The sequence below is a fragment of the Mesorhizobium sp. CC13 genome (assembly GCF_039907765.1).
Taxonomy (GTDB): domain Bacteria; phylum Pseudomonadota; class Alphaproteobacteria; order Rhizobiales; family Rhizobiaceae; genus Aminobacter.
The window spans coordinates 89166-109506 of sequence record NZ_JARDJI010000018.1 but is presented as its reverse complement, the minus strand read 5'-3'; the positions used below and the strand labels follow the sequence as shown (position 1 = coordinate 109506).

The following is a 20341-nucleotide window of genomic DNA, read 5'->3' as shown; positions in this document are numbered from 1 at the left end:
ACCAGGACCAGCTTGCCGTCCTTGTTCTTGCGGGCATTGGCGATGAACTCGGCCGAGATTTTCGCCTTGTCGTGGCCGTAGGGCAAAAGATGCTCCGACGGGATGCCGATCTTCGCCCCGATCTCCTGGATCGGCTTCTTCTTGGCGCCGCGCGCGATCTCGATGTCGGTCTTGAATTCGGCCATGACTCTCTTCCCTTGGCGCGCACCACCGATCCCGAGGCGATTGCCCCGGGGCTCCACTCCGGACTGGCGTCCAGACAGTTTGTGCAGCGGATACTCCCTAGTGGATTGCATAACAGCTGCCAGCAGCCGAGTCAACCTTAATGCAAGAAATTTTCATTTAGAGAAAGATCGAGTCGACCGTGGAAATGCCGATGGCCGGGAATATCCCGACCATCCGGACACCATGGGTATCGACCGAAACCCGACGCTTCAGGCTTCGGCGCAGGCCTTGCGCAACTGGGCGAGCGACGCGGTCGGGCGCAGCAGCGACAGCGTCAGGCGCTCGACGCAGATGGGCATCACAAGCCTGGCGCCGTCGGCATAGAGCGAACCGCCCGACGCGCGGAAGGAGCCCTTGTCGACGATCGTTTCCAGCACGTCGCGCGTCCTCAGCGGCAACAGGTCGGTGCAGGCGCTCATGCGGGCGAAGACGTGGCTGATGGGAACGTTGTAGCCGTCCACAACCACGAGCGGCTCCTCGTTTCCTTCCTTCCATTCCTCAAGCGCCTCGAGCGCTTCATGGAAGGCATTGTGGAGGGTGATGGGGGCATGGCCCTCATAAAGCTCCGGCAGCACTTTCTGCATGTCGATGTCCCTCTTCAACGGCGTTTGTTTCGTGCTGCGGCGTGGCGGATTGCGGTATCGGACCTCACTTTCATGCGCCTCCCGTATTTGCATAACAGGCAATATAGTTGCACATGAGTTAAGATGCGTCCACTGGAAAACATGCTGGATCAACGCGTCGGAAGACACTGTCTTTCCGCCGGCGAAGGTAGTGCGGACAGGCCCCGATGATCATCGTTCGGCCAATCGCGGCACCACCCGAACGAATAGGAAATCTACCCGTCCGGGCGTTTTCAAAACCGCGCAAAGCCTGTCTGCTTCACCTCGGGAAAACAGCATTCCGGAGAAGCGGCTCGTCCGGGGCCCGCCCGGACCAACACCAGATCAACGGGGTGTCGCTTTGGAGGAGAGCAGGCCACTCAGTTTCCGCGAGGACGTCCGCAGCCTGCTGTTCAGGCTGCTTGTCTCCGTGGTCAGCGAGCGCGAACCGGGCGTAGCCGATGTCCTTACCGGCCGCCTGAACCTCGATGCGCTCGCCTCGGCACAGCGCATTGCGGCGCTGCAGGCGACCGGCATCTGGTTCCAGCTCGCGGCAATCGCCAACGAGCTGCTCGCCATGCGCTCGCGCCGCGAACTCGAGCAGATGGGCGGCGCCGACCACGTGATCGGGTCCTTCTCCAACGTGCTCGGCGAGATCGCCGCCGCCGGCTACCCGGCCGAGGACATCCAGGCTACCCTCGACGCACTCAGCGTCGGCCCGACGATGACCGCGCACCCGACCGAGGCCAAGCGCGTCACCGTTCTCGAAATCCACCGCCGCATCTACCGCAAGCTCACCGAGCTCGAGCAGCAGCGCTGGTCGCCGCGCGAGCGCGAGCAGCTGATCGACGACCTCAAGAGCGAGATCGAGATCCTCTGGATGTCGGGCGAGCTCAGGCTCGAGCGCCCCTCCGTCGAGCGCGAGATCGCCTGGGGCCTGCACTTCTTCCGTGAAGTGATCTTCGAGGCGACGCCCAAGCTCTATGACGCGGTCGAGGACGCGCTGGCACGCCATTATCCCGAATATGACGTCAAGGTGCCGTCCTTCATGCGCTATGCGTCGTGGATCGGCGGCGACCGCGACGGCAACCCCAACGTGACTGCCAAGATCACGGCCTATGCGCTGACCGAATGCCGCCAGGCGATCGTCGGCTGGTATATCGGCCAGGTTCGCCGGCTGATCACCGTGCTCAGCGTCAGCGCCAATGTCGTCGACATTCCCGAGGACTTCTCCAAGGCACTGGCGCGGGCACTGCACCGCACCCACGCCGCCTCCGAGATCGTCGGACGCAATCCCGACGAGCCGCTGCGCCAGTTCGCCGCCGCGATGCTGGAAAGGCTGCTGGCCATGCGCGGCGAGGCTGCGGCCAAGCCCTACGCACGGGCCGAGGCCTTCAAGGCGGACCTGCGCGATCTTGAGAACGTGCTTGGCAGGATCGGCGGCACCCTGGTGGCGCGCCGCTTCGTGCGGCCGCTGCGCCAGCAGGTCGAAAGCTTCGGGTTCCGCACCGTTTCGCTCGACATCCGGCAGAACTCCACGGTCGTCAACCGCGTGCTGGGCGAGCTGTTCAAGGCGGCCGACGGTGACGCTGCACCCGCTGCCGACTCCCCCGCCTGGGGCGTGCGTATCCGCGCAGCCCTGCATTCAGGCGAACAGCTCGATGCCGACAGGCAGAAGCTGTCGGAGGAGGCGCGCGAACTGCTCGACCTGTTCGACGTGATCCGCGACACCTCCGCCGGCATGAACGGCGGCGCGGTCGGTGCCTTCATCCTGTCCATGACTCGGTCGAGCGACGACCTGCTCGCCGTCTACCTCTTGGCGCAATATTCGGGGCTGGCGACCGCGCTCGACGGCAGCGGCACCATCGGCCTGCGCGTCGTGCCGCTGTTCGAGACCATCGCCGACCTGCGCGCCGCGCCCGACATCCTCGACCAGCTGCTCGGCGTGTCCATCGTCCGGCGCTCGGTGCGCGACTTCGGCAACCGCCAGGAGGTGATGCTCGGCTATTCCGACTCAAACAAGGACGGCGGCTTCCTCGCCTCCAACTGGGAGCTGAACAAGGCGCAGCGGCGCATCACTGCGCTCGCCGAAAAGCGCAAGCTGAAGATCAGCTTCTTCCACGGTCGCGGCGGCTCGGTCAGCCGCGGCGGCGCGCCGACGGGCCGGGCGATCGCCGCCCAGCCGGCGGGCACCATCGGCGGCGCCATGCGCGTCACCGAGCAGGGCGAGGTGGTGTCGTCGAAATTCGCCAATCGCGGCACCGGCCTCTACCAGCTGGAGATCCTGGCCGCGAGCGTCTTTGCCCATTCGGTCAAGTCGCAGAACGAAGCCGAGCTCAAGGACAATCCCGAGTTCAGCGAGGCGCTGGAAGCACTGACCGGCATGTCGCAGGCCTCCTATTCGGGCCTGATCAACGAGCCGGGCTTCATCGACTACTTCAACCAGGCGAGCCCGGTCGAGGAGCTGTCGCTGCTCAAGATCGGCTCGCGCCCGGCACGCCGCTTCGGCGCCCGCGACATCTCCGACCTGCGCGCCATCCCGTGGGTCTTCGCCTGGAGCCAGAACCGGCACCTGCTCACCAACTGGTACGGCATCGGCAGCGCGCTGAATTCCTTCGTCAACGTCCGCGGCGAGGCCGGCCTCGACCTCCTGCGGCAGATGTTCGAGCGCTCGCGCTTCTTCCGCCTCGTCGTCGACGAGGTCGACAAGGGTCTCTACCAGACCGACATGGACATCGGCCGCCTCTATGCCGGACTGGTGCAGGACCACGAGACCGGCGAGCGCATCTACCGCAAGATCGCCGCCGAATATGCGCTGACCCGCAAGATGATCTCCGAGGTCAATGGCGGCCTGAAGCTCTCGGAGCGCTTCCCGGCCTTCAAGCGCCATTTCGACCGCATCCGCCCGCAGATGGACTCGATCCACCGGCTGCAGGTGCAGCTGCTGCGCGAGGTGCGCAGCAAGGACGGCGCCACCGCCAAGCCCAAGCGCGCGGTCAATGCGCTGCTGCTTTCCATCAACTGCATTTCGGCCGGCCTCGGCTGGACCGGATGACCACGAAATTTCAGGCGCCCGTTCGCGCCCTCAGGAGGAGCCCAATGAACATCCCAACCAGACCCGGCATCGGCAGCCCCCGCCACTTCTTCCGCACTGGCGTGGCCCAGGCCGACCCCGCCGTGGCCGACGCGATCGGTCGCGAGCTCAACCGCCAGCGCGACGAGATCGAACTGATCGCCTCGGAGAACATCGTCTCCAAGGCGGTACTGGAAGCACAGGGCTCCGTGCTGACCAACAAATATGCCGAGGGCTATCCCGGCCGCCGCTACTATGGCGGCTGCCAGTATGTCGACGAGGTCGAGGATCTCGCCCGCGAGCGCGCCAAGGCTATGTTCAACTGCAGCTTCGCCAACGTGCAGCCGAATTCCGGCAGCCAGGCCAACCAGTCGGTGTTCATGGCCCTGATGCAGCCGGGCGACACCTTCCTCGGTCTCAACCTCGCCGCCGGCGGGCATCTCACCCACGGCGCGCCGGTCAACCAGTCGGGCAAGTGGTTCAACGTCGTGTCCTACGGCGTGCGCACCGATACCCATCGCATCGACATGGACGAGGTGCGCGACCTGGCCAAGAAGCACCGGCCGAAGGTGATCCTCGCCGGCGGCTCGGCCTATCCGCGCATCATCGACTTCAAGGCTTTCCGCGAGATCGCCGACGAGGTCGGCGCCAAGCTCTTCGTCGACATGGCGCACTTTGCCGGCCTGGTTGCGGGCGGCGTGCACCCCAACCCGCTCGACCATGCCCATGTGGTGACCACCACCACGCACAAGACCCTGCGTGGCCCGCGCGGCGGCATGGTGCTCTCCAACGACGAGGAGATCGGCAAGAAGATCAACTCCGCGGTGTTCCCGGGCCTGCAGGGCGGGCCGCTGATGCACGTCATCGCCGCCAAGGCGGTTGCCTTCGGCGAGGCGCTCACGCCCGAGTTCAAGATCTATGCCGCGAATGTCGTCGCCAACGCCAAGGTGCTGGCCGAAACGCTGCAGGAGGGCGGCGTCGACATCGTCTCGGGCGGCACCGACACGCATCTGATGCTGGTCGATCTCCGCCGCAAGAATCTGACAGGCAAGGCTGTGGAAGCATCGCTCGGCCGCGCCCACATCACCTGCAACAAGAACGGCATCCCGTTCGACCCGCAGGGGCCGATGGTCACATCGGGCGTCCGCCTCGGCACGCCGGCCTGCACCACGCGCGGTTTCCTGGCCGACGAGTTCCGTCAGGTCGGCCGCCTGACGATGAGCGTCATCGACGGGTTGGCGGCCAATGGCGAGGCCGGAAACGCCGCGATCGAGTCGGCCGTGCGCGAGGAAGTCCGCGATCTGGTCGCGAAATTCCGAATCTACGACTGATTTGTGTCGCTGGAGCGCGGGCGCAAGCCCGCGTTCTCAAGTGGAATGCGCCAGGCACGAACTCGATGGCGAGCCCATGGCGCAAAACAAGAAGCTCAAGGTTCTGATTGCCGAGCGCAATCCGCTGGTGATCTCGGCCCTTCGCGACCTTCTGGATCGCGACGAACGCTTCGCCTTTGCCGAGGGCGTGCAGGCGGGCGACGCTTTCGTGCAGGCAGTGGCCGACGGGGAGCTCGCCTTCGACGTCGCCATAGTCGGCTGGAAACTGTCCGACATGGACGCTGCCGACGTGCTGTCCGAGCTGCAGCGGCGCCAGCTTGCCGCCCGCATCGTCATCTTCTCCAACGACCACGACATCGGCATCCTGAAGCAATGCGTGCGGCTCGGGGCGCAGGGCTACTGCTACCAGTTCGACGATCCCTGCATATTGTTCGACACGCTTTTGGCCGTCGCCAACGGCCGCATCTGCATCCCCTATGTCGACGTCGCCAAGATCAACGAGACGCCGCTGTCGCGGCTGACCGTGCGCGAGCTGGAACTCCTGGCCGTGCTCGCCGACGGCTGGACAAACCTGCAGATCGCCACCCGCACGGGGATCTCGGAGAACACGGTGAAGTATCACCTCAAGAATCTCTACGACAAGCTGGGGGTCCGCAACCGCGCCATGGCGGTGGCGCTCTATGCCAGCGAGAAGAAGCGCGGGCCGCAGCTCACGGCCAGATAGCTCAAGGCCTGGCGAGCGCGGCCTTCTCGTCCGCCTCCGAAAGCGGCGCGCCGGCGCCTATCGTCGCCAGGAAGGCGTCGACCGTTTCTGCCGCACCGGCCGGCGCATAGTCCGCACCGCCCGAGGCCGCAGCCGCGACCGCAAGCCTTACCGACCAGCTCTGTTGCGCCCGGCAGGCCACCGTCACGGTCGTCCCGCCCGCCGCCTCGGCCAGCTCGAACTCGCGGCAGAGCGCGCCGGAGCCGTCGCGGAAGCTCGAAACCAGCTTGACCGCCCCTGCGGCGACGGTCGACTGCGAGCCCGACGGCGCGGCGTCGAGTACCCTGAGCATCTCCGGATCGGCGATGGCGGCGAAGGCGAGGGACGGCTGCGGCGCGTTCGCCTGGCCGGCAAGGTAGCCGCCGAGGCCGAACACGGCCGCTGCCAGCGATGCCGCCAGGGGCAGTATCCAGCTCGAACGAACCGGCCGAGCCGCCGGGCCGAAGGCGACGACGTTGTCTTTCCGTGCCGGCGCGGTCTCAGACGCTCGCTTTTCCTCGATCATCTTCTCTACCGCGCGCGTCAGCGCTTCCGGGACGGCCTCGTCGATGAGCGGCTTCAGCGCCGCCGCGGCCTGGGCGCGGCTTTCGATGAAGCTCGCCACCCGCATCACCAGCTCGTCGTCGGTCTCCATGGCCGCTTCGACGCGCGCGGACGTCTCGGCGTCCAGCTCTCCGTCGGCGAAGGCCATCAGTGTCTCGTCGTCGAAGTTGTGGCTGCTCATGGATTTCGCCCTTTTGCGGGTGAACGGTCGACCGCGGGGTTTATTCCGGCTGCTTCCGCGAGATTCTTGCGGGCGCGGGCAAGCCGGCTCATCACCGTGCCGATGGGAATGGCCAGAACCTCGGCGGCCTCCTTGTAGGACAGATCCTCGACGCAGACGAGCAGCAGCACCTCGCGGTGTTCGTCGGGCAGTTCGTCGATGGCTTCCGCGACACTCTTCAGCGTCAGCCGGGCTTCGGCCTCGCGCTCGCCGGTGTCACCGGCAATGTCGTGGCTTTCGGTGATGTCCTCGGTCGGTCCCGCAGTCTTTGCCCGGCGGACGTGGTCGATCCAGAGGTTGCGCAGGATGCGGAACATCCAGGCATCGAAACGCGTACCCGGCTCGAACCGCTCCTGGCCGGCAAGTGCGCGCTCGCAGGCGGCCTGCACCAGATCGTCGGCGAGATCGCGCGAGCGGCACAACGATATGGCGAAGCGGCGCAGATTGGGCAGGAAGGCAACCAGCCGGTCGCTCACCTGAACATCGTCACCTTTCATGCAGCCCTGTCCTGATCGTCTGGGGAATAGATCGGACCTCCGTCCGTTGCCCCAAAATGCACAAATGCCGTCGAAATGATATGGGTTGTCGGAAGTCTTATGTGGAACGCTAACAATTGCATTGCCGCCGCCTTTGCGGATAAGGAGCCGACCATGCCTGCACAAGTTTCGAGCGGCCTGACCGCGGCCCTGATTTCTGTCCTGCTTGCAACCTTCGGCGCGCCGATCGATGGCCCCTGGCAAGGGTCCGTCCTGGGCATCGGCCAGGCATTGGCCGATGACGACGACGGCGACGATAGCGACGACGACGACGATGACAGCGGCAGCGCCCCATCCGACAGGACGGGGCCTTCGGCCGGGAACGGCGGCAATCCGCTGACCATCTTCCGACGCCAGGCGATCCGCCCGCAGCCCCGACCCGCGCCGCAGCGCCAACTGCCGCGGCACGCGCCGCGGGAGATCGTTGCGCTCGGCCTCGACGAGGCGGCCGAGGACAGGCTGGTGGCTGAGGGCTACGAGGTGCGCGAGCGCGTGGCGCTGGCGACCGAGGGCGGCGCCGGTCTCGTCAGGCTCGGCATACCCCGCGGCGTAAGCCTGGAGGCGGCACGGACGCGCGCAGCAGCGCTGGCACAAGGTGCAGTGGTCGACCTGAACCACTACTATCGACCCGAACAGGCCGGCGCCGAACCATGCAGCGAGGGGCTCTGCCTCGCGCGGGACGTGGTCGGCTGGCCGCCGGCCGATACCCTGGTCGACCGATGCACGGTCGGAGGCAGGATCGGCCTCATCGACACGGCCATCAATGGCGACCACCTCGCCTTCGCCGGCGGACAGGTCGAGACGATCCGGATCGGCCAGGGCAGCCTTCCCGCTTCGGGGCGCCAGCACGGTACGGCCGTCGCTGCCCTGCTCGTCGGCTCCAGGGAGAGCCGCACGCCGGGACTTCTGCCGGGCAGCGAACTGATCGCCGTCGACGCCTTTCATCGCGGCAAGGGCAATGACGACAGGTCGGCGGTCTACGATCTGGTGCGCGCCATCGACATCCTCGCGTCGCGCGGCGTCAAGGTGATCAACATGAGCCTCACCGGACCGGCCAACCCGCTGCTGGAAAGAACCGTGCGGCAGGCCAACCAGCGCGACATCCTCATGGTCGCTGCAGCCGGCAACGACGGCCCCAGCGCGGCGCCCCTCTATCCCGCCGCCTATGACGGGGCTATCGCGGTGACGGCGATCGACCGGAGCAAGAATGCTTACAGGCGCGCCGGCTCGGGCGCGCATATCGACATCGCCGCGCCAGGGGTCCGGGTCTGGACCGCCGCCTCGGTGAAGGGGGGGCAGCCGCGGACCGGCACGTCTTTCGCCGCGCCGTTCGTCTCAGCCGCCGCGGCCATCCTGAAGGCATCGAACCCGGCACTTACCGCCAGCGAGATCGAAAAGATCCTGCAGCGCAACGCCGAGGACCTCGGCGCACCGGGCAAGGATCCGGTCTATGGCTGGGGCCTGCTCAACGGCCGCGCCATCTGCCAGGGCTGATGCGCGGCTGGCGCGTCACCACCCGCTAACCGATTGCGTTCATTCCGCTTACTGAAACAACAAAATACTTTGCCGGCGACGGAATAGACCCAAAGCACGCCCGTTCTTCCTGACGTCGCCGCCATGCGGTGAAAGTCAGGAGAACCGAAATGCGACCCACACAGATGTCGACACAGGCGCCACGGCGCCACGCCTCGCGGAAGGGGAGGGGTCGATGATCGCGCAACTGTTGCAGCACCCCCTCGCCCTCGAGGCCGTACGCTTCGGCGCGAACCTCACAGGCATGTCGATCCTTCTGTTCGGCATGTACTACCGGCGCTATCGCGACAAGGAACTTGTCACCGCCGCCGCACTCTTTAACATCTTCGTGTTCGCGGTGCTCACCGTGCTGTCGGCGGTGCAGTTCGGCGTGGCCGCCGGCTTCGGCCTGTTTGCCATCCTGGCGCTGTTCACGCTGCGCTCGGAGCCGCTTTCCAAGACCGAGATGACCTATTTCTTCGGCAGCGTGGCGATCGCCGTCATCTGCTCAGTACAGGGGACGACCGTCCCCTTCGTGGCCTCGACCGTGCTCTTCGTCCTGCTCGGCGCCTATGTGATCGATCATCCGAAGATGCTGCAGTCGGTCAGCGGCACCAAGGTGTCGCTCGACAAGATCAACCTCGCGCTGCTGGCGGATCCCGCCTCCATGCGCGCCGAACTCTCCGAAAGGCTGGGCGTGGACGTGCTGTCCTACCAGGTCCTGCAGCTCGACTACATCACGGAAATGGCGAAGCTCAATGTCCATTATCGCAAGCACTGATGCCCTGATATCCAAAGGGTTTGCTCCCATCAGCCTGAAGGCTTTGAACGACAAGGCCGCAATGCTGGAGCGGCTGGACAACAAGTATGTCGTCGACGGCTCCGTGCTGCGGCATGCCGCCGGCGACCTGGCCCGCGCCTTCGACATGCTCGAGATCGATGGCCTGCGCGCCTTCACCTACGAGACCTGCTATTTCGACGACGTCGAACGCCGCAGCTATTTCGACCACCACCAGGGCCGGCGGCAGCGGGCCAAGATACGCATCCGCCGCTATGTCGAGGCCGGCCTGTGCTTCCTCGAGGTCAAGCTCAAGGACAAGCGCGGGGTCACGGTCAAGAAGCGCCTCGACCGGGACCCGGCCACCTTCGGCACGCTGGACGCCGCCGCCCTTGCCTACGTCGACAGCGTCTTCCGGGCGCAGTACGGCATGCCGTTCCCGCATGCGCTGTCGCGGGTGATCGACATGCGCTACCGCCGCATGACCCTAGTGGCCAAGCAGGGCGGCGAGCGCATGACCATCGACAGCGGCCTGAAGTTCTTCGCCGCCGCCGCCGAGCACGCCGTCGACGACGACCTCTTCATCCTCGAGACCAAGTCGGCGAACGGCAACGGCGTCGCCGACGGGATATTGAGGGCGCTGCACCAGCACCCAACCAAGCGCTGCTCGAAATACTGCGTGGCGACGGCACTGCTCGACCCAGCCACCAAGCACAACCGCTTCCTGCCCGCCTTGCGCAAGCTGGGCACTCCCGCCCGCACGCCCGTCGCGCCGGCAAATTTCCAATAGGAGCAAGACACATGATCAAGACTATCACCGCAGCGCTCATGGTCGGCGCCTCGATCTTCGGTTTCGCGCCCACAGCCACGGCCCAGCCGCTCGAACTCACCGTGCTCGACGGCACCTCCGCGCCAGCGGCCGGACCGGGCGGCATATCCATCAATGAACTCTCCGGGCTTGCCTGGGACCCCGACGAGAAGCTGCTCTATGCGGTGTCCGACGACGGCCTCCTGCACCACTTCAGGCTGGACGTGGAAGGCGGCAAGATCGCCAGGCTGGAGCCCGTCCTGTCGGTGCCGCTGAAGGTCGGCACGACGCCCGCCGTGGTCAATGCGGAGGGCCTCGCCGCGGTCAATGGCGACAATGGACAGGGCGGCGACACGGAACTGCTGGTCGCCTTCGAGGACGGCCCCGCAATCCACCGCTTCCGGCCGGACGGCACGCCGCTCGGCCCGGTGCAGTTGCCGCCCGAGCTCGCCGACGCGGCCAGTTACAACGAACCGAACAGCCGGCTCGAGGCGGTCGCAGCCACGGGCGAGGGCATCATCACCGCGCCCGAGGAGGCGATGCAGGGAGAGCCGGGCGACACCCACACCATCCATGGCCTTGCCGGAGGCAGCTGGACGTTCGCGACGTTCCAGCCCAAGCGCAGCAATCTCAAGGCGATCGAACCCATGCCCGACGGCCGCCTGCTCGTGCTCGAACGCACGCGCGAACAAAAGGGCGGACCGAGCATCGGCCGGCTGCGGGTGGTCGACCCGAAGTCCTGCGGGGAAGCGCAGCCATGCCAGGTCGAAAACCTCGAGCCGGGATCCAGCAACCTGCTGAACGACAATTTCGAAGGCATGGCACGGCTGTCGGACGAGCTCTACCTGGTGGTCACCGACAAGACCAGGAAGGAGACGCCGGCGACGCAATTCGTGCTCATTTCCGTCAAGCCCGGAAGCTGAAGTCGCTTCGCGTGCCGCCAGCCGGAAAGGCGAGCGGCGGAGATGGCGCGGCAGTCCTCGGGGCGAGTTACAGACCCGCCCGACTCTGCCGCGCCGGCACCAGATGGTCGCGGCGAAGGAGCTCAGGAAGCCCTTCGCATCCCTGCATCAAGCTCGAATGCGACCTATCAGATAAAAATTCCGACACCAAAGGAAATTGCCAAAATCCAAGCCGATTCAAGTGCTTTGCGCAGCAACGTCCGGGCCGGATGCGACATGTGCGCACATCCATCCCTTGACAGTAATTTAAGTTTGCCGGACATTCCTCAGGGGAAATTAATTTCCCGCACAATGAAGCCGAAAACGGCCACCTGGAGGAGGAAATGGAAGCGACACTAGCTCATCAAGGCGCGGATTCGAGTCTCGACCAGCGCATCGCCAAAATGCACGGACGCGACCGTGCAGGCCTCGTGGCCTTCGTCGTGGTGCTGTGGGCGACACTGCTGTTCGCGCTGTTCAGCGTCTGGTCCTACATCTCGACACCGGCTATCGGCATCATCCTCGCCGTCGCCGGCGGCCTGGTGCTGGTCTTCAACACGGCGGCGATCGTTGCGATGCTCCGTCACTACGAGGAAGACAAGCACTTCATCTACGGCCTCGACCTCAAGCATCTCGACGAGATGCGCCGGCGCAAACGCTGAAGGGGGGCGGAAAAATGGCTTACCAACCTCCGAAACAAGGCCTCGTCGGGCAGATCTTCGACGTCGCCACGCTTCTGGTGCTAACCGTCGGCGCACTCTACATACCGCTTTACATGGGCCTCGCAGGCGCCGCCAAGGTGCCGAACCCGATCGCCAATCCGACCTGGGAAACACTCGGCCAGAACGCCACCGAGCAGCAGCAATGGGCAGCGCTCGGCATCACCGACCCGGCAGCCGCCAACGACATCATCACCGCACGCTTCGACTACAGCTTCAGCTGGCCCGCTCTCATCGTCATGGCCGTCCTGGTGATCGGCTACTTCGTCATGGTCGTGCGGCTGTCCGACAGGGAATACCGCGAAGTCATCGAAGAACGCTTCGGCAAGAAGCGCTAGGAGAGGTCGCAATGGATAGCTGGAACATTCTCGAATATGTGGCCTGGGCACTTTCCGCCATGTTCGGCGTCTTGATGCTCATCGACCTCATCCGCATCGATTCCACCTACGACAACGAACTGCTGATCTCCTCTCGCGAAGGCGAGATCGAGGCGACCGCAGAGCGCCACGAGATCTGAGGGGAACAGCGATGGCAAACGTGAATTCAACCGCGGCCGAGCCCGAACGGCTGCAGCTGCTGCGGGTGCTCGGCCCGGCCCATATCTGGGCGCTCGGCGTCGGCATCGTGCTGGTCGGCGAATATATGGGCTGGAACTTCTCGGTCGGCAAAGGCGGCATGATCGCCGGCCTGATCGCCTGCTGGGTGGCCGGCCTGCTCTATACCTGCGTCGCCATGATCGATTCCGAGGTGACCTCGACGGTCGCGGCAGCCGGTGGCCAATACGCCCAGGCCAAGCACATCGTCGGCCCGCTGATGGCCTTCAATGTCGGCCTGTTCCTGGTCATGGCCTATACCATGCTGGAAGCGGCCAACGCCATCACCGTCGGCTTCCTGCTCGACACGGTGGCCGCCATGCAGGGCCATTCCGGGCTCAACCAGCAGCCCTTCATCATCCTCGCGATCATGTTCCTTGCGTGGCTCAACTATCGCGGCGTGCTGGCGACGCTGACCTTCAACCTGGTCATCACCGCAATCGCCTTCCTGGCCATCGTCACGCTGTTCGTATCGGTGCAGTTCGGCGCATCGGCGGTGCCGCTCGACTTCTCGGCCATCACCTCCGATCCGCTGCCCTATGGCTGGGTCGGCATCGTGGCGGCCCTGCATTTCGGCCTCTGGTACTACCTCGGCATCGAGGGCACCTGCCAGGCGGCCGAGGAGGTGCGTTCGCCCGCCCGCTCGCTGCCCTACGGCACCATGGCCGGCATCATGACGCTGCTTATCGCCGCGACCATGACCTGGTACGTGTCCTCGGGCCTCGTGCCGTGGGAATATCTCGGCCAGGCCGGCACGCCGCTGTTCGACGCCGCCCGCGTCACCGGCAGCACGGGGCTGATGGTCCTTCTCTTCGTGGGTACTGCCTTCGCCACGCTGGCCTCGGCCAACGGCTGCATCAACGACGCCTCGCGCGCGTGGTTCTCGATGGGCCGCGACCGTTACCTGCCGAGCTGGTTCGGCGCAGTGCATCCGGTCTACCGCACGCCATACCGCGCCATCGTCTTCCTGGTGCCGATCGCACTGATCTTCGCACTCGGCGCGCCGCTCGACCAGGTCGTAACCTTCTCGATCCTGTCGGGCCTGCTCGGCTACACCTTCATGACCTTCAACATGGTGATGTTCCGGAACAAGTGGCCGCTCGATACGATCAAGCGCGGCTACGTGCATCCGTTCCATCCGCTGCCGACGATCGTGCTGCTCATCCTGTGCTCGACCGCGTACTTCGCCGTGTTCCTCGGCTACGGCACGCAGCTCAGCGCGATGATGTGCTTCTACATCGTGGCCTCGCTCTGGTTCCACTTCCGGCGCTACCAGTTCGTGCGCCGCGGCGACCAGTTCACCATGCCCTGGCCGAGACCGCAGGGCTATTGACGCAACCGACGGCGGCGCACACAGCGCCGCCGCTCCGCTCTCCGGCGCGCCTCCGATGATCACCACCATCGCCTTTTCCGCCTTCGTTGCCGCGTCTTGCGCCTGGATAGGCGTTCGTGCGGCCGGCGATCATCGGGCCGCGCTCGCGGGCCGGCGCGGGCTGCTCGATGCAGCTGCCGAACTGTTGCAAGAAGCCCGCATCGGCCATTCAGCAGACCAGTTTCCGATCCTGACCGGCCGCCTCGAGGACGGCAGGCCGGCCAAGATCGAGCTCATCGCCGACACCATGGTGACGCGGCGCCTGCCGCAGCTCTGGCTGAGGGTAACCGTCAGCGAGAAGACGGCCTGCGCCAGGCCGACCATCGGCGCGCTCGCCCGCCCGACGGGCGCCGAATATTATTCGCTCGTCCACGACATGCCCGTTTGGATGACACCACCCGAGACCGACGCAGCCCTGCTGGTGCGCGGCGACGGCACTGCAACGCAGCAACAGGCAGTGCGCATGTCTGCCATGTTCCACTCCCTGTTCTCCGACCCGCAGGTGAAGGAGGCGGTGATCACCCCTCGCGGAGCGCGCGTCATCCGGCAGGCGGCACAGGGCGAGCGCGGCGCGCATATGCTGCTGCGCCAAGCCTATTTTTCGCTGGCGGCGATCCCGACCGGTCTGGTCCGCCAGGCAATCGCCGAAGTCGAGACGCTAGGCGCCATCCTGGCCGACGAGCCGGCCAGCCCTGTCTGCGAAGCCGCATGAGGATGCCCATGGCCAAGCCGATCAATCCCTATCTGGTGCTGGCACTGGCGATCGTTCTGCCGGGTGCGGGTCATGTCGCGGTGCGCGATGCCATGCGCGGGTTGATCTTCGCGTTCTTCGTCGTCTTCTTTTCCGTGCTGACCTATGCGACGACCACGCCCGAGCAATCCTTCATCGGCCGCCACGCCGGCGGGCTGTTCGTCTGGGCGCTGTCGATCCCCGACGCCTATCGCCGTGCGCGGGTGCGCGCCGCGATGGCTCCCAAGGCCTGACCTCTCAGCCGGGCAGCCGGCAGTCGCCGCGTTCAGCCAGGGCGTCGATATCGCCTGCGTTGGGACAGAAACTCCGATAGGAAGCTTCGAACTCTCCGACCGCGAGCCAGGTGCTGCAACGGCGGCGCTCGGGGCAGAGCATGCAGGTCCGGCGCATGTCGCGGCTCCATTCCGGGTGGCGGTTCTCGAAGACCTCGGCGTCGATGCCTCTGGACTTCATCGCCTCGGGCAGCAGGAGCTTCGAGGCGAAGGCTTGGCGCATGGCCCATTTGAACTCCGCCTGCGACAGCCCGCATTCGGCGAGCACCCGCCCGCCCTCGTCGCGACCAAGCGCCTCGATCTCGCTCACCGCCGCACGGCGCCGGCGCCAATCCTGAAAGCCGAGCACGGCCGAGTGCCATAGTTCATAAGCTCGCGGAACCATACCCATTGCTGCTGCCTCCCTTGGGAACCTGCCTTCAGGCGCAACTGTGGCAGGCTGGGCGGCGGCATTCCTTGTCCTGGATCAACCTCGCGGCAAGAAAGAAACGGGCGGATCGCTTCGCAGCAATCCGCCCCGCAGGAGGTTTCGATGTCGCGGCTCAGGCAGCGCTCTCCGAGATCACGCCGCGGCGGATCTGGTCTTCCTCGATGGATTCGAACAGCGCGCGGAAGTTGCCCTCGCCGAAGCCTTCGTCGCCCTTGCGCTGGATGAACTCGAAGAAGATCGGGCCGATGACGGTCTTCGAGAAGATCTGCAGCAGGATCTTGGTCGTGCCACCGTCGACCACGCCTTCGCCGTCGATCAGGATGCCGTGCTGCTTCATGCGTTCGATCGGCTCGTCATGGCCGTGCACGCGCTCGTGCGACATCTCGTAGTAGGTGTCGGGCGGGCCAGGCATGAACTTGAGGCCACGATCCGCGATTCTGTCGGTGGCGGCATAGATGTCGTCGGTGCCGACGGCGATGTGCTGGATCCCTTCGCCCTTGTACTTCCTGAGATATTCCTCGATCTGGCTGGTGTCGTCCTTGGACTCGTTCAACGGGATGCGGATCTTGCCGCAGGGCGAGGTGATCGCGCGGCTGACCAGCCCGGTGATGCGGCCGTCGATGTTGAAGAAGTGGATCTGCTTGAAGCCGAACAGCTCGCGGTAGAAATCCCACCACTTATCCATGTTGCCGCGATAGACGTTGTGGGTCAGGTGATCGAGATAATAGAAGCCGACACCCTCGGGCTTCGGGTTGCGCTCGCCGAGCCATTCGAACTCGGCGTCATAGGCCGATCCCTTGGTGCCGTACTTGTCGACGAAATAGAGCAGCGAACCGCCGATGCCGACGATGGCTGGCACGTCGAGCGCCTTGTCGGCGCCGGTATAAGGTGTGGCACCCTTCGATAAGGCGTGATCGAAGGCATGCTTGGCATCGACCACCCGCCAGGCCATCGAAGCGGCGCAGGGGCCGTGCTCGTCGACGAAGCGCATGGCGTGGCTGCCCGGCTCGGCGTTGACGATGTAGTTGATGTCGCCCTGCCGCCAGACGGTGATGTTCTTGGTCTTGTGGCGGGCGACCGGCTGGTAGCCCATTCGGGTGAAGAGTTCTTCCAGCTTCTCGGGCTCGGGATGCGCGAACTCGACGAACTCGAAGCCGTCGGTGCCGGCGGGGTTTTTCGCGCTGATCCTGGCCGGCGGCGAATCGTGCGGGAACGGACCCATGGCAAATCCTCCTCAGAAAACGGGTGACGCATATTGTGCCCCCGATTTCATGCAATGTGCTTGCATTCTGGGCTCATATGGGTCGATCTATGCGCGGAACGTGCATGGATATGGAGCTGCATGCAATGAATGAGGCGCTTGACCAGTTCGACCTCAAGATCCTGCGCGAGCTGCAGCTCGACGGCCGGCTGACCAACAACGAGCTGTCGGAGAAGATCGCGCTCTCGGCCTCGCAATGCTCGCGCCGGCGCGCCCGGCTGGAAGCGGAGGGCTTCATCCGCGGCTACCAGGCGATGCTCGACCGCGAGCGGCTGGGGCTCGATCTCCTCGTGGTCATCTCAGTGACGCTCGCCACCCACAACCGCGACAACGCCCAGCGTTTCGCTCGGCTTGTGAACGACCTGCCCGAGGTGCTCGAGGCCTATTCGCTGACCGGCGAGATGGACTACCACATCAAGGTCGTGGTGCGCGGCCTGTCGGACCTGTCGCGCTTCGTCAACGAGGTGCTTTTGCCGCACGATTCCGTGCAGCACGTGAAGACGGCGATCGTGCTGAACACGCTTAAGCAGCATGGTCCGCTGCCCATCGAGTAGGGGCGGGATGCCGGACGTAGACGCCCTCCCTCCCCCTTGTGGGGAGGGATACAGGGTGGGGGTACGACGGCGCATATCGGCGATGCCCAAGACATTCGGAGGGAAATACCCCCACCCCTAGCCCCTCCCCACAAGGGGGAGAGGAACTATCGCCGCTTGCTCATCAAAGCCCGCTCGACATCCGCCAGCCCTGCCTCGATGCGCTCGACGGCGCCGGCGCCGAGCGCCTGCTCCAGGCTTGCCTGATAGGCTTGGGCGAGGTCGGATATCTCGCGATAGGCCTTGAGGCCTGCGGCGGTGAGTTCGAGATGCTCGACCCTGCGGTCCGTCTCGTTTTCGCGGCGCTTCAGCCAACGGCGCTCCTCCAGCGCGGCTACCGCGCGGCTCACCTTGGTCTTGTGCATGTTGGAGTGCGTGCCGATCTCAGTCGCGGTCATGCGGCCGACGCTGCCGAGGGCGGCGAGCGCCCGCCATTCCGGCCGCGTCATCTGGAAGCGCTGCTTGTATTCCCTGGAAAAGCTCAGGCTGATCAGTTCCGCCGCCCGGTTCAGCCGGTAGGGCAGGAAGCTCTCCAAGTCGAAGCCGTCGGCCATCGCGCAGCCTTTGATAGTTACAAAATCAATGGTTACACTTGCAACCATCTCGACATTCCCACGTCCTTCAGGGAGGTGCAAGCCATGCTGGACAAGACCATCACGCAAGCGGCGACGGCCGGCTACATGCCGGGCTTCGGCAACGACTTCGAGACCGAGGCGCTGCCGGGCGCGCTGCCGCAGGGCCAGAACAGCCCGCAGAAATGCAACTACGGTCTCTATGCCGAGCAGCTGTCGGGCTCGCCATTCACCGCGCCGCGCGGCACCAACGAGCGCTCGTGGCTCTACCGCATCCGCCCGAGCGTCCGGCACACCAAGCGCTTTTCCAACGCCAGCTATCCGCACTGGAAGACCGCGCCCTGCCTCGACGACCATTCGCTGCCACTCGGCCAGCTGCGCTGGAACCCACTGCCGGAGCCGCAGGAGAAGCTGAACTTCATCCAGGGCATCCGCACCATGACGACGGCGGGCGACGCGATGACCCAGGTGGGCATGGCGGCGCACGCCTACATCTTCAACGACGACATGGTGGACGACTATTTCTTCAACGCCGACGGCGAGCTGATGGTCGTGCCGCAGATAGGCACCATTCGCATCTTCACCGAGATGGGCATCATCGACGTCGAGCCGTCGGAGCTCTGCCTTGTGCCGCGCGGCATGATGTTCAAGGTCTCGCGCCTGGGCGACGCCGCCTTCCACCGCGGCTACATCTGCGAGAACTACGGCGCCAAGTTCACCTTGCCGGACCGCGGCCCGATCGGCGCCAACTGCCTTGCCAACCCGCGCGACTTCAAGACGCCCGTCGCCGCATACGAGGACAAGGAGACGGCGGCCCGCGTGCACGTCAAATGGTGCGGCAAGTTCTACGTCACGGAGATCGGCCATTCGCCGCTCGACGTCGTCGCCTGGCACGGCAATTATGCGCCGTTCAAATACGATCTCAGGACCTTCTCGCCCGTCGGCGCCATCCTGTTCGACCATCCGGATCCGTCGATCTTCACGGTGCTGACGGCGCCGTCGGGCGAGGAGGGCACGGCCAATGTCGACTTCGTCATCTTCCCGCCGCGCTGGCTGGTGGCCGAGCACAGCTTCCGTCCGCCCTGGTACCATCGCAACATCATGAGCGAGTTCATGGGCCTGATCCACGGCCAGTACGACGCCAAGGAGGAGGGCTTCGTGCCCGGCGGCATGAGCCTGCACAACATGATGCTGCCGCATGGGCCGGACGCGATGGGCTTCGAAAAGGCCTCGAATGTCGAGCTCAAGCCTGTCAAGCTCGACCACACCATGGCCTTCATGTTCGAGACCCGCTTCCCCCAGCAGCTGACGAAGTTCGCCGCCGAACTGGAGACGCTGCAGGACAACTACATCGACTGCTGGGACGGGCTTGAGCGCAAGTTCGACGGCACGCCCGGTATCAAGTGAAGCATCAAGTGAGGACTTAGATGAAGCTCGCCACGCTGAAGGATTCCACCCGCGACGGCCGCCTGGTCGTGGTGTCGAAAGACCTCACCCGCTGCTCCGAGGTCGGCCACATCGCCCGCACTCTGCAGGCCGCACTCGACGACTGGGCCCATGTCGGTCCGCGCCTCGCCAATGTCGCCGAGGGCATCGAGACCGGCTCGCAGCCGACCATGCGCTTCCACGAGCATGATGCTGCCTCGCCTTTGCCGCGCGCCTTCCAGTGGGCCGACGGCTCGGCCTATGTGAACCATGTCGAGCTGGTCCGGAAGGCGAGGGGCGCCGAGATGCCCGCGAGCTTCTGGACCGACCCGTTGATGTACCAGGGCGGCTCGGATTCCTTCCTCGGCCCACGCGATGCCATCGCCATGGCCGACGAGGCCTGGGGCATCGACCTCGAGGCCGAGGTTGCCGTCATCGTCGACGACGTGCCGATGGGTGCCAGCCGCGACGAAGCCCATGCCGCGATCCGGCTCATCATGCTGGTCAACGACGTGTCGCTGCGCGGCCTGATCCCGGCCGAACTCGCCAAGGGGTTCGGCTTCTTCCAGTCCAAGCCCTCGACGGCGTTTTCGCCGGTGGCGGTATCGCCCGACGAGCTGGGCGTGGCCTGGGACGGCGGCAAGCTGCATCTGCCGCTTCTCACCAGCATCAACGGCAAGCCGTTCGGCCGTGCCAATGCCGGCATCGACATGACCTTCGATTTCGGCCAGCTGGTGGCGCATACCGCCAAAACCCGGCCACTGGTCGCCGGCTCGATCATCGGTTCGGGCACGGTTTCCAACAAGCTGGACGGCGGCCCGGGCAAGCCGGCAGCAGAGGGCGGGGCGGGCTATTCCTGCATCGCTGAAATCCGCACGGTCGAAACGCTGGAGAAGGGCGAACCGAAGACGCCGTTCCTGAAGTTCGGCGACCAGGTGCGCATCGAGATGCACGACGAGACCGGCCACTCGATCTTCGGCGCCATCGAACAGACCGTGACGAAATACGAGAGGGCCTGAGC

Annotated in this window: 23 protein-coding genes; 16 read left to right on the top strand and 7 right to left on the bottom strand. The window is 65.3% G+C overall.

The window, feature by feature from the left end; all coding sequences use genetic code 11:
• Positions 1-185 (bottom strand): formate--tetrahydrofolate ligase (locus PV773_RS20475; protein ID WP_347968132.1); only part of this gene is annotated, 185 nt, incomplete at its 3' end.
• Between the two features lie 249 nt (positions 186-434).
• Positions 435-809 (bottom strand): hypothetical protein, encoded by a 375-nt coding sequence (locus PV773_RS20470; RefSeq protein WP_347968131.1) that lies wholly within the window; start codon positions 807-809, stop codon positions 435-437.
• A 379-nt stretch (positions 810-1188) separates the two neighbouring features.
• Between PV773_RS20470 and PV773_RS20465 the strand changes: the two genes are divergently transcribed.
• The 3 genes from PV773_RS20465 to PV773_RS20455 all read left to right on the top strand — a co-directional run bounded on the left by PV773_RS20465 (position 1189) and on the right by PV773_RS20455 (position 5955).
• Complete coding sequence (locus PV773_RS20465) at positions 1189-3882, top strand: phosphoenolpyruvate carboxylase (RefSeq protein WP_347968130.1); 2694 nt, start codon at positions 1189-1191, stop codon at positions 3880-3882.
• A 44-nt stretch (positions 3883-3926) separates the two neighbouring features.
• Positions 3927-5231, top strand: a complete 1305-nt coding sequence (gene glyA, locus PV773_RS20460) for a serine hydroxymethyltransferase (protein ID WP_347968129.1) — start codon at positions 3927-3929, stop codon at positions 5229-5231.
• A 76-nt stretch (positions 5232-5307) separates the two neighbouring features.
• Positions 5308-5955 carry a response regulator transcription factor gene (locus tag PV773_RS20455; RefSeq protein WP_347968128.1) on the top strand — a complete coding sequence of 216 codons (648 nt, stop codon included), beginning with the start codon at positions 5308-5310 and terminating at the stop codon, positions 5953-5955.
• A gap of 1 nt (position 5956) precedes the next feature.
• Here the strand turns inward: PV773_RS20455 and PV773_RS20450 are convergent, their stop codons facing one another.
• Both PV773_RS20450 and PV773_RS20445 read right to left on the bottom strand, forming a co-directional pair.
• Positions 5957-6718, bottom strand: a complete 762-nt coding sequence (locus PV773_RS20450) for an anti-sigma factor (RefSeq protein ID WP_347968127.1) — start codon at positions 6716-6718, stop codon at positions 5957-5959.
• On the bottom strand, positions 6715-7254 hold the full coding sequence (locus PV773_RS20445; protein ID WP_347968126.1) for an RNA polymerase sigma factor: 540 nt from the start codon (positions 7252-7254) through the stop codon (positions 6715-6717). Before PV773_RS20445 ends, PV773_RS20450 begins: the two co-directional genes overlap by 4 nt.
• 153 nt (positions 7255-7407) lie before the next feature.
• On the opposite strand from PV773_RS20445, the gene PV773_RS20440 reads away from it, so the two are divergent.
• From PV773_RS20440 to PV773_RS20395, 10 genes are all read left to right on the top strand, one after another.
• Entirely contained in the window at positions 7408-8787 is a 1380-nt protein-coding gene (locus tag PV773_RS20440) for a S8 family serine peptidase (protein ID WP_347968125.1), read from the top strand.
• A 214-nt stretch (positions 8788-9001) separates the two neighbouring features.
• A complete protein-coding gene (locus tag PV773_RS20435) occupies positions 9002-9586 on the top strand; it encodes a DUF4956 domain-containing protein (RefSeq protein ID WP_347968124.1) in 585 nt (194 codons plus the stop codon).
• Positions 9564-10373: a polyphosphate polymerase domain-containing protein gene (locus PV773_RS20430; RefSeq protein ID WP_347968123.1), complete on the top strand. Its 810-nt coding sequence runs from the start codon at positions 9564-9566 to the stop codon at positions 10371-10373. Before PV773_RS20435 ends, PV773_RS20430 begins: the two co-directional genes overlap by 23 nt.
• An 11-nt stretch (positions 10374-10384) precedes the next feature.
• On the top strand, positions 10385-11314 hold the full coding sequence (locus PV773_RS20425) for an esterase-like activity of phytase family protein (protein ID WP_347968122.1): 930 nt from the start codon (positions 10385-10387) through the stop codon (positions 11312-11314).
• Between the two features lie 362 nt (positions 11315-11676).
• Entirely contained in the window at positions 11677-11994 is a 318-nt protein-coding gene (locus PV773_RS20420; RefSeq protein WP_347968121.1) for a hypothetical protein, read from the top strand.
• A 14-nt stretch (positions 11995-12008) separates the two neighbouring features.
• Positions 12009-12389, top strand: coding sequence for a hypothetical protein (locus PV773_RS20415; RefSeq protein WP_347968120.1), 381 nt, complete (start codon positions 12009-12011; stop codon positions 12387-12389).
• Positions 12390-12400: 11 nt separating this feature from the next.
• A complete protein-coding gene (locus PV773_RS20410; RefSeq protein WP_340037290.1) occupies positions 12401-12568 on the top strand; it encodes a hypothetical protein in 168 nt (55 codons plus the stop codon).
• A gap of 11 nt (positions 12569-12579) precedes the next feature.
• Positions 12580-13977, top strand: a complete 1398-nt coding sequence (locus PV773_RS20405) for an amino acid permease (protein WP_347968119.1) — start codon at positions 12580-12582, stop codon at positions 13975-13977.
• 55 nt (positions 13978-14032) lie between these two features.
• Entirely contained in the window at positions 14033-14728 is a 696-nt protein-coding gene (locus PV773_RS20400; protein WP_347968118.1) for a hypothetical protein, read from the top strand.
• Positions 14729-14736: 8 nt separating this feature from the next.
• Positions 14737-15000: a hypothetical protein gene (locus tag PV773_RS20395; RefSeq protein WP_347968117.1), complete on the top strand. Its 264-nt coding sequence runs from the start codon at positions 14737-14739 to the stop codon at positions 14998-15000.
• A gap of 4 nt (positions 15001-15004) precedes the next feature.
• Here PV773_RS20395 and PV773_RS20390 read toward each other — a convergent pair whose 3' ends face one another.
• Positions 15005-15388: a hypothetical protein gene (locus PV773_RS20390; RefSeq protein ID WP_347968116.1), complete on the bottom strand. Its 384-nt coding sequence runs from the start codon at positions 15386-15388 to the stop codon at positions 15005-15007.
• Between the two features lie 193 nt (positions 15389-15581).
• The gene (hppD, locus tag PV773_RS20385) at positions 15582-16691 is read right to left on the bottom strand and encodes a 4-hydroxyphenylpyruvate dioxygenase (protein WP_347968115.1); all 1110 of its coding nucleotides are present in this window, start codon (positions 16689-16691) and stop codon (positions 15582-15584) included.
• Positions 16692-16816: 125 nt separating this feature from the next.
• On the opposite strand from hppD, the gene PV773_RS20380 reads away from it, so the two are divergent.
• The gene (locus tag PV773_RS20380; protein ID WP_347968114.1) at positions 16817-17284 is read left to right on the top strand and encodes an Lrp/AsnC family transcriptional regulator; all 468 of its coding nucleotides are present in this window, start codon (positions 16817-16819) and stop codon (positions 17282-17284) included.
• A 146-nt stretch (positions 17285-17430) separates the two neighbouring features.
• On the opposite strand, the gene PV773_RS20375 is transcribed toward PV773_RS20380, so the two are convergent.
• A complete protein-coding gene (locus tag PV773_RS20375) occupies positions 17431-17877 on the bottom strand; it encodes a MarR family transcriptional regulator (RefSeq protein WP_347968113.1) in 447 nt (148 codons plus the stop codon).
• Between the two features lie 84 nt (positions 17878-17961).
• Here PV773_RS20375 and hmgA point away from each other — a divergent pair, with 84 nt between their 5' ends.
• Both hmgA and PV773_RS20365 read left to right on the top strand, forming a co-directional pair.
• Positions 17962-19302, top strand: a complete 1341-nt coding sequence (gene hmgA / locus PV773_RS20370) for a homogentisate 1,2-dioxygenase (RefSeq protein ID WP_347968112.1) — start codon at positions 17962-17964, stop codon at positions 19300-19302.
• Between the two features lie 20 nt (positions 19303-19322).
• Positions 19323-20339 carry a fumarylacetoacetate hydrolase family protein gene (locus PV773_RS20365; RefSeq protein ID WP_347968111.1) on the top strand — a complete coding sequence of 339 codons (1017 nt, stop codon included), beginning with the start codon at positions 19323-19325 and terminating at the stop codon, positions 20337-20339.
• Positions 20340-20341 lie beyond the last annotated feature (2 nt).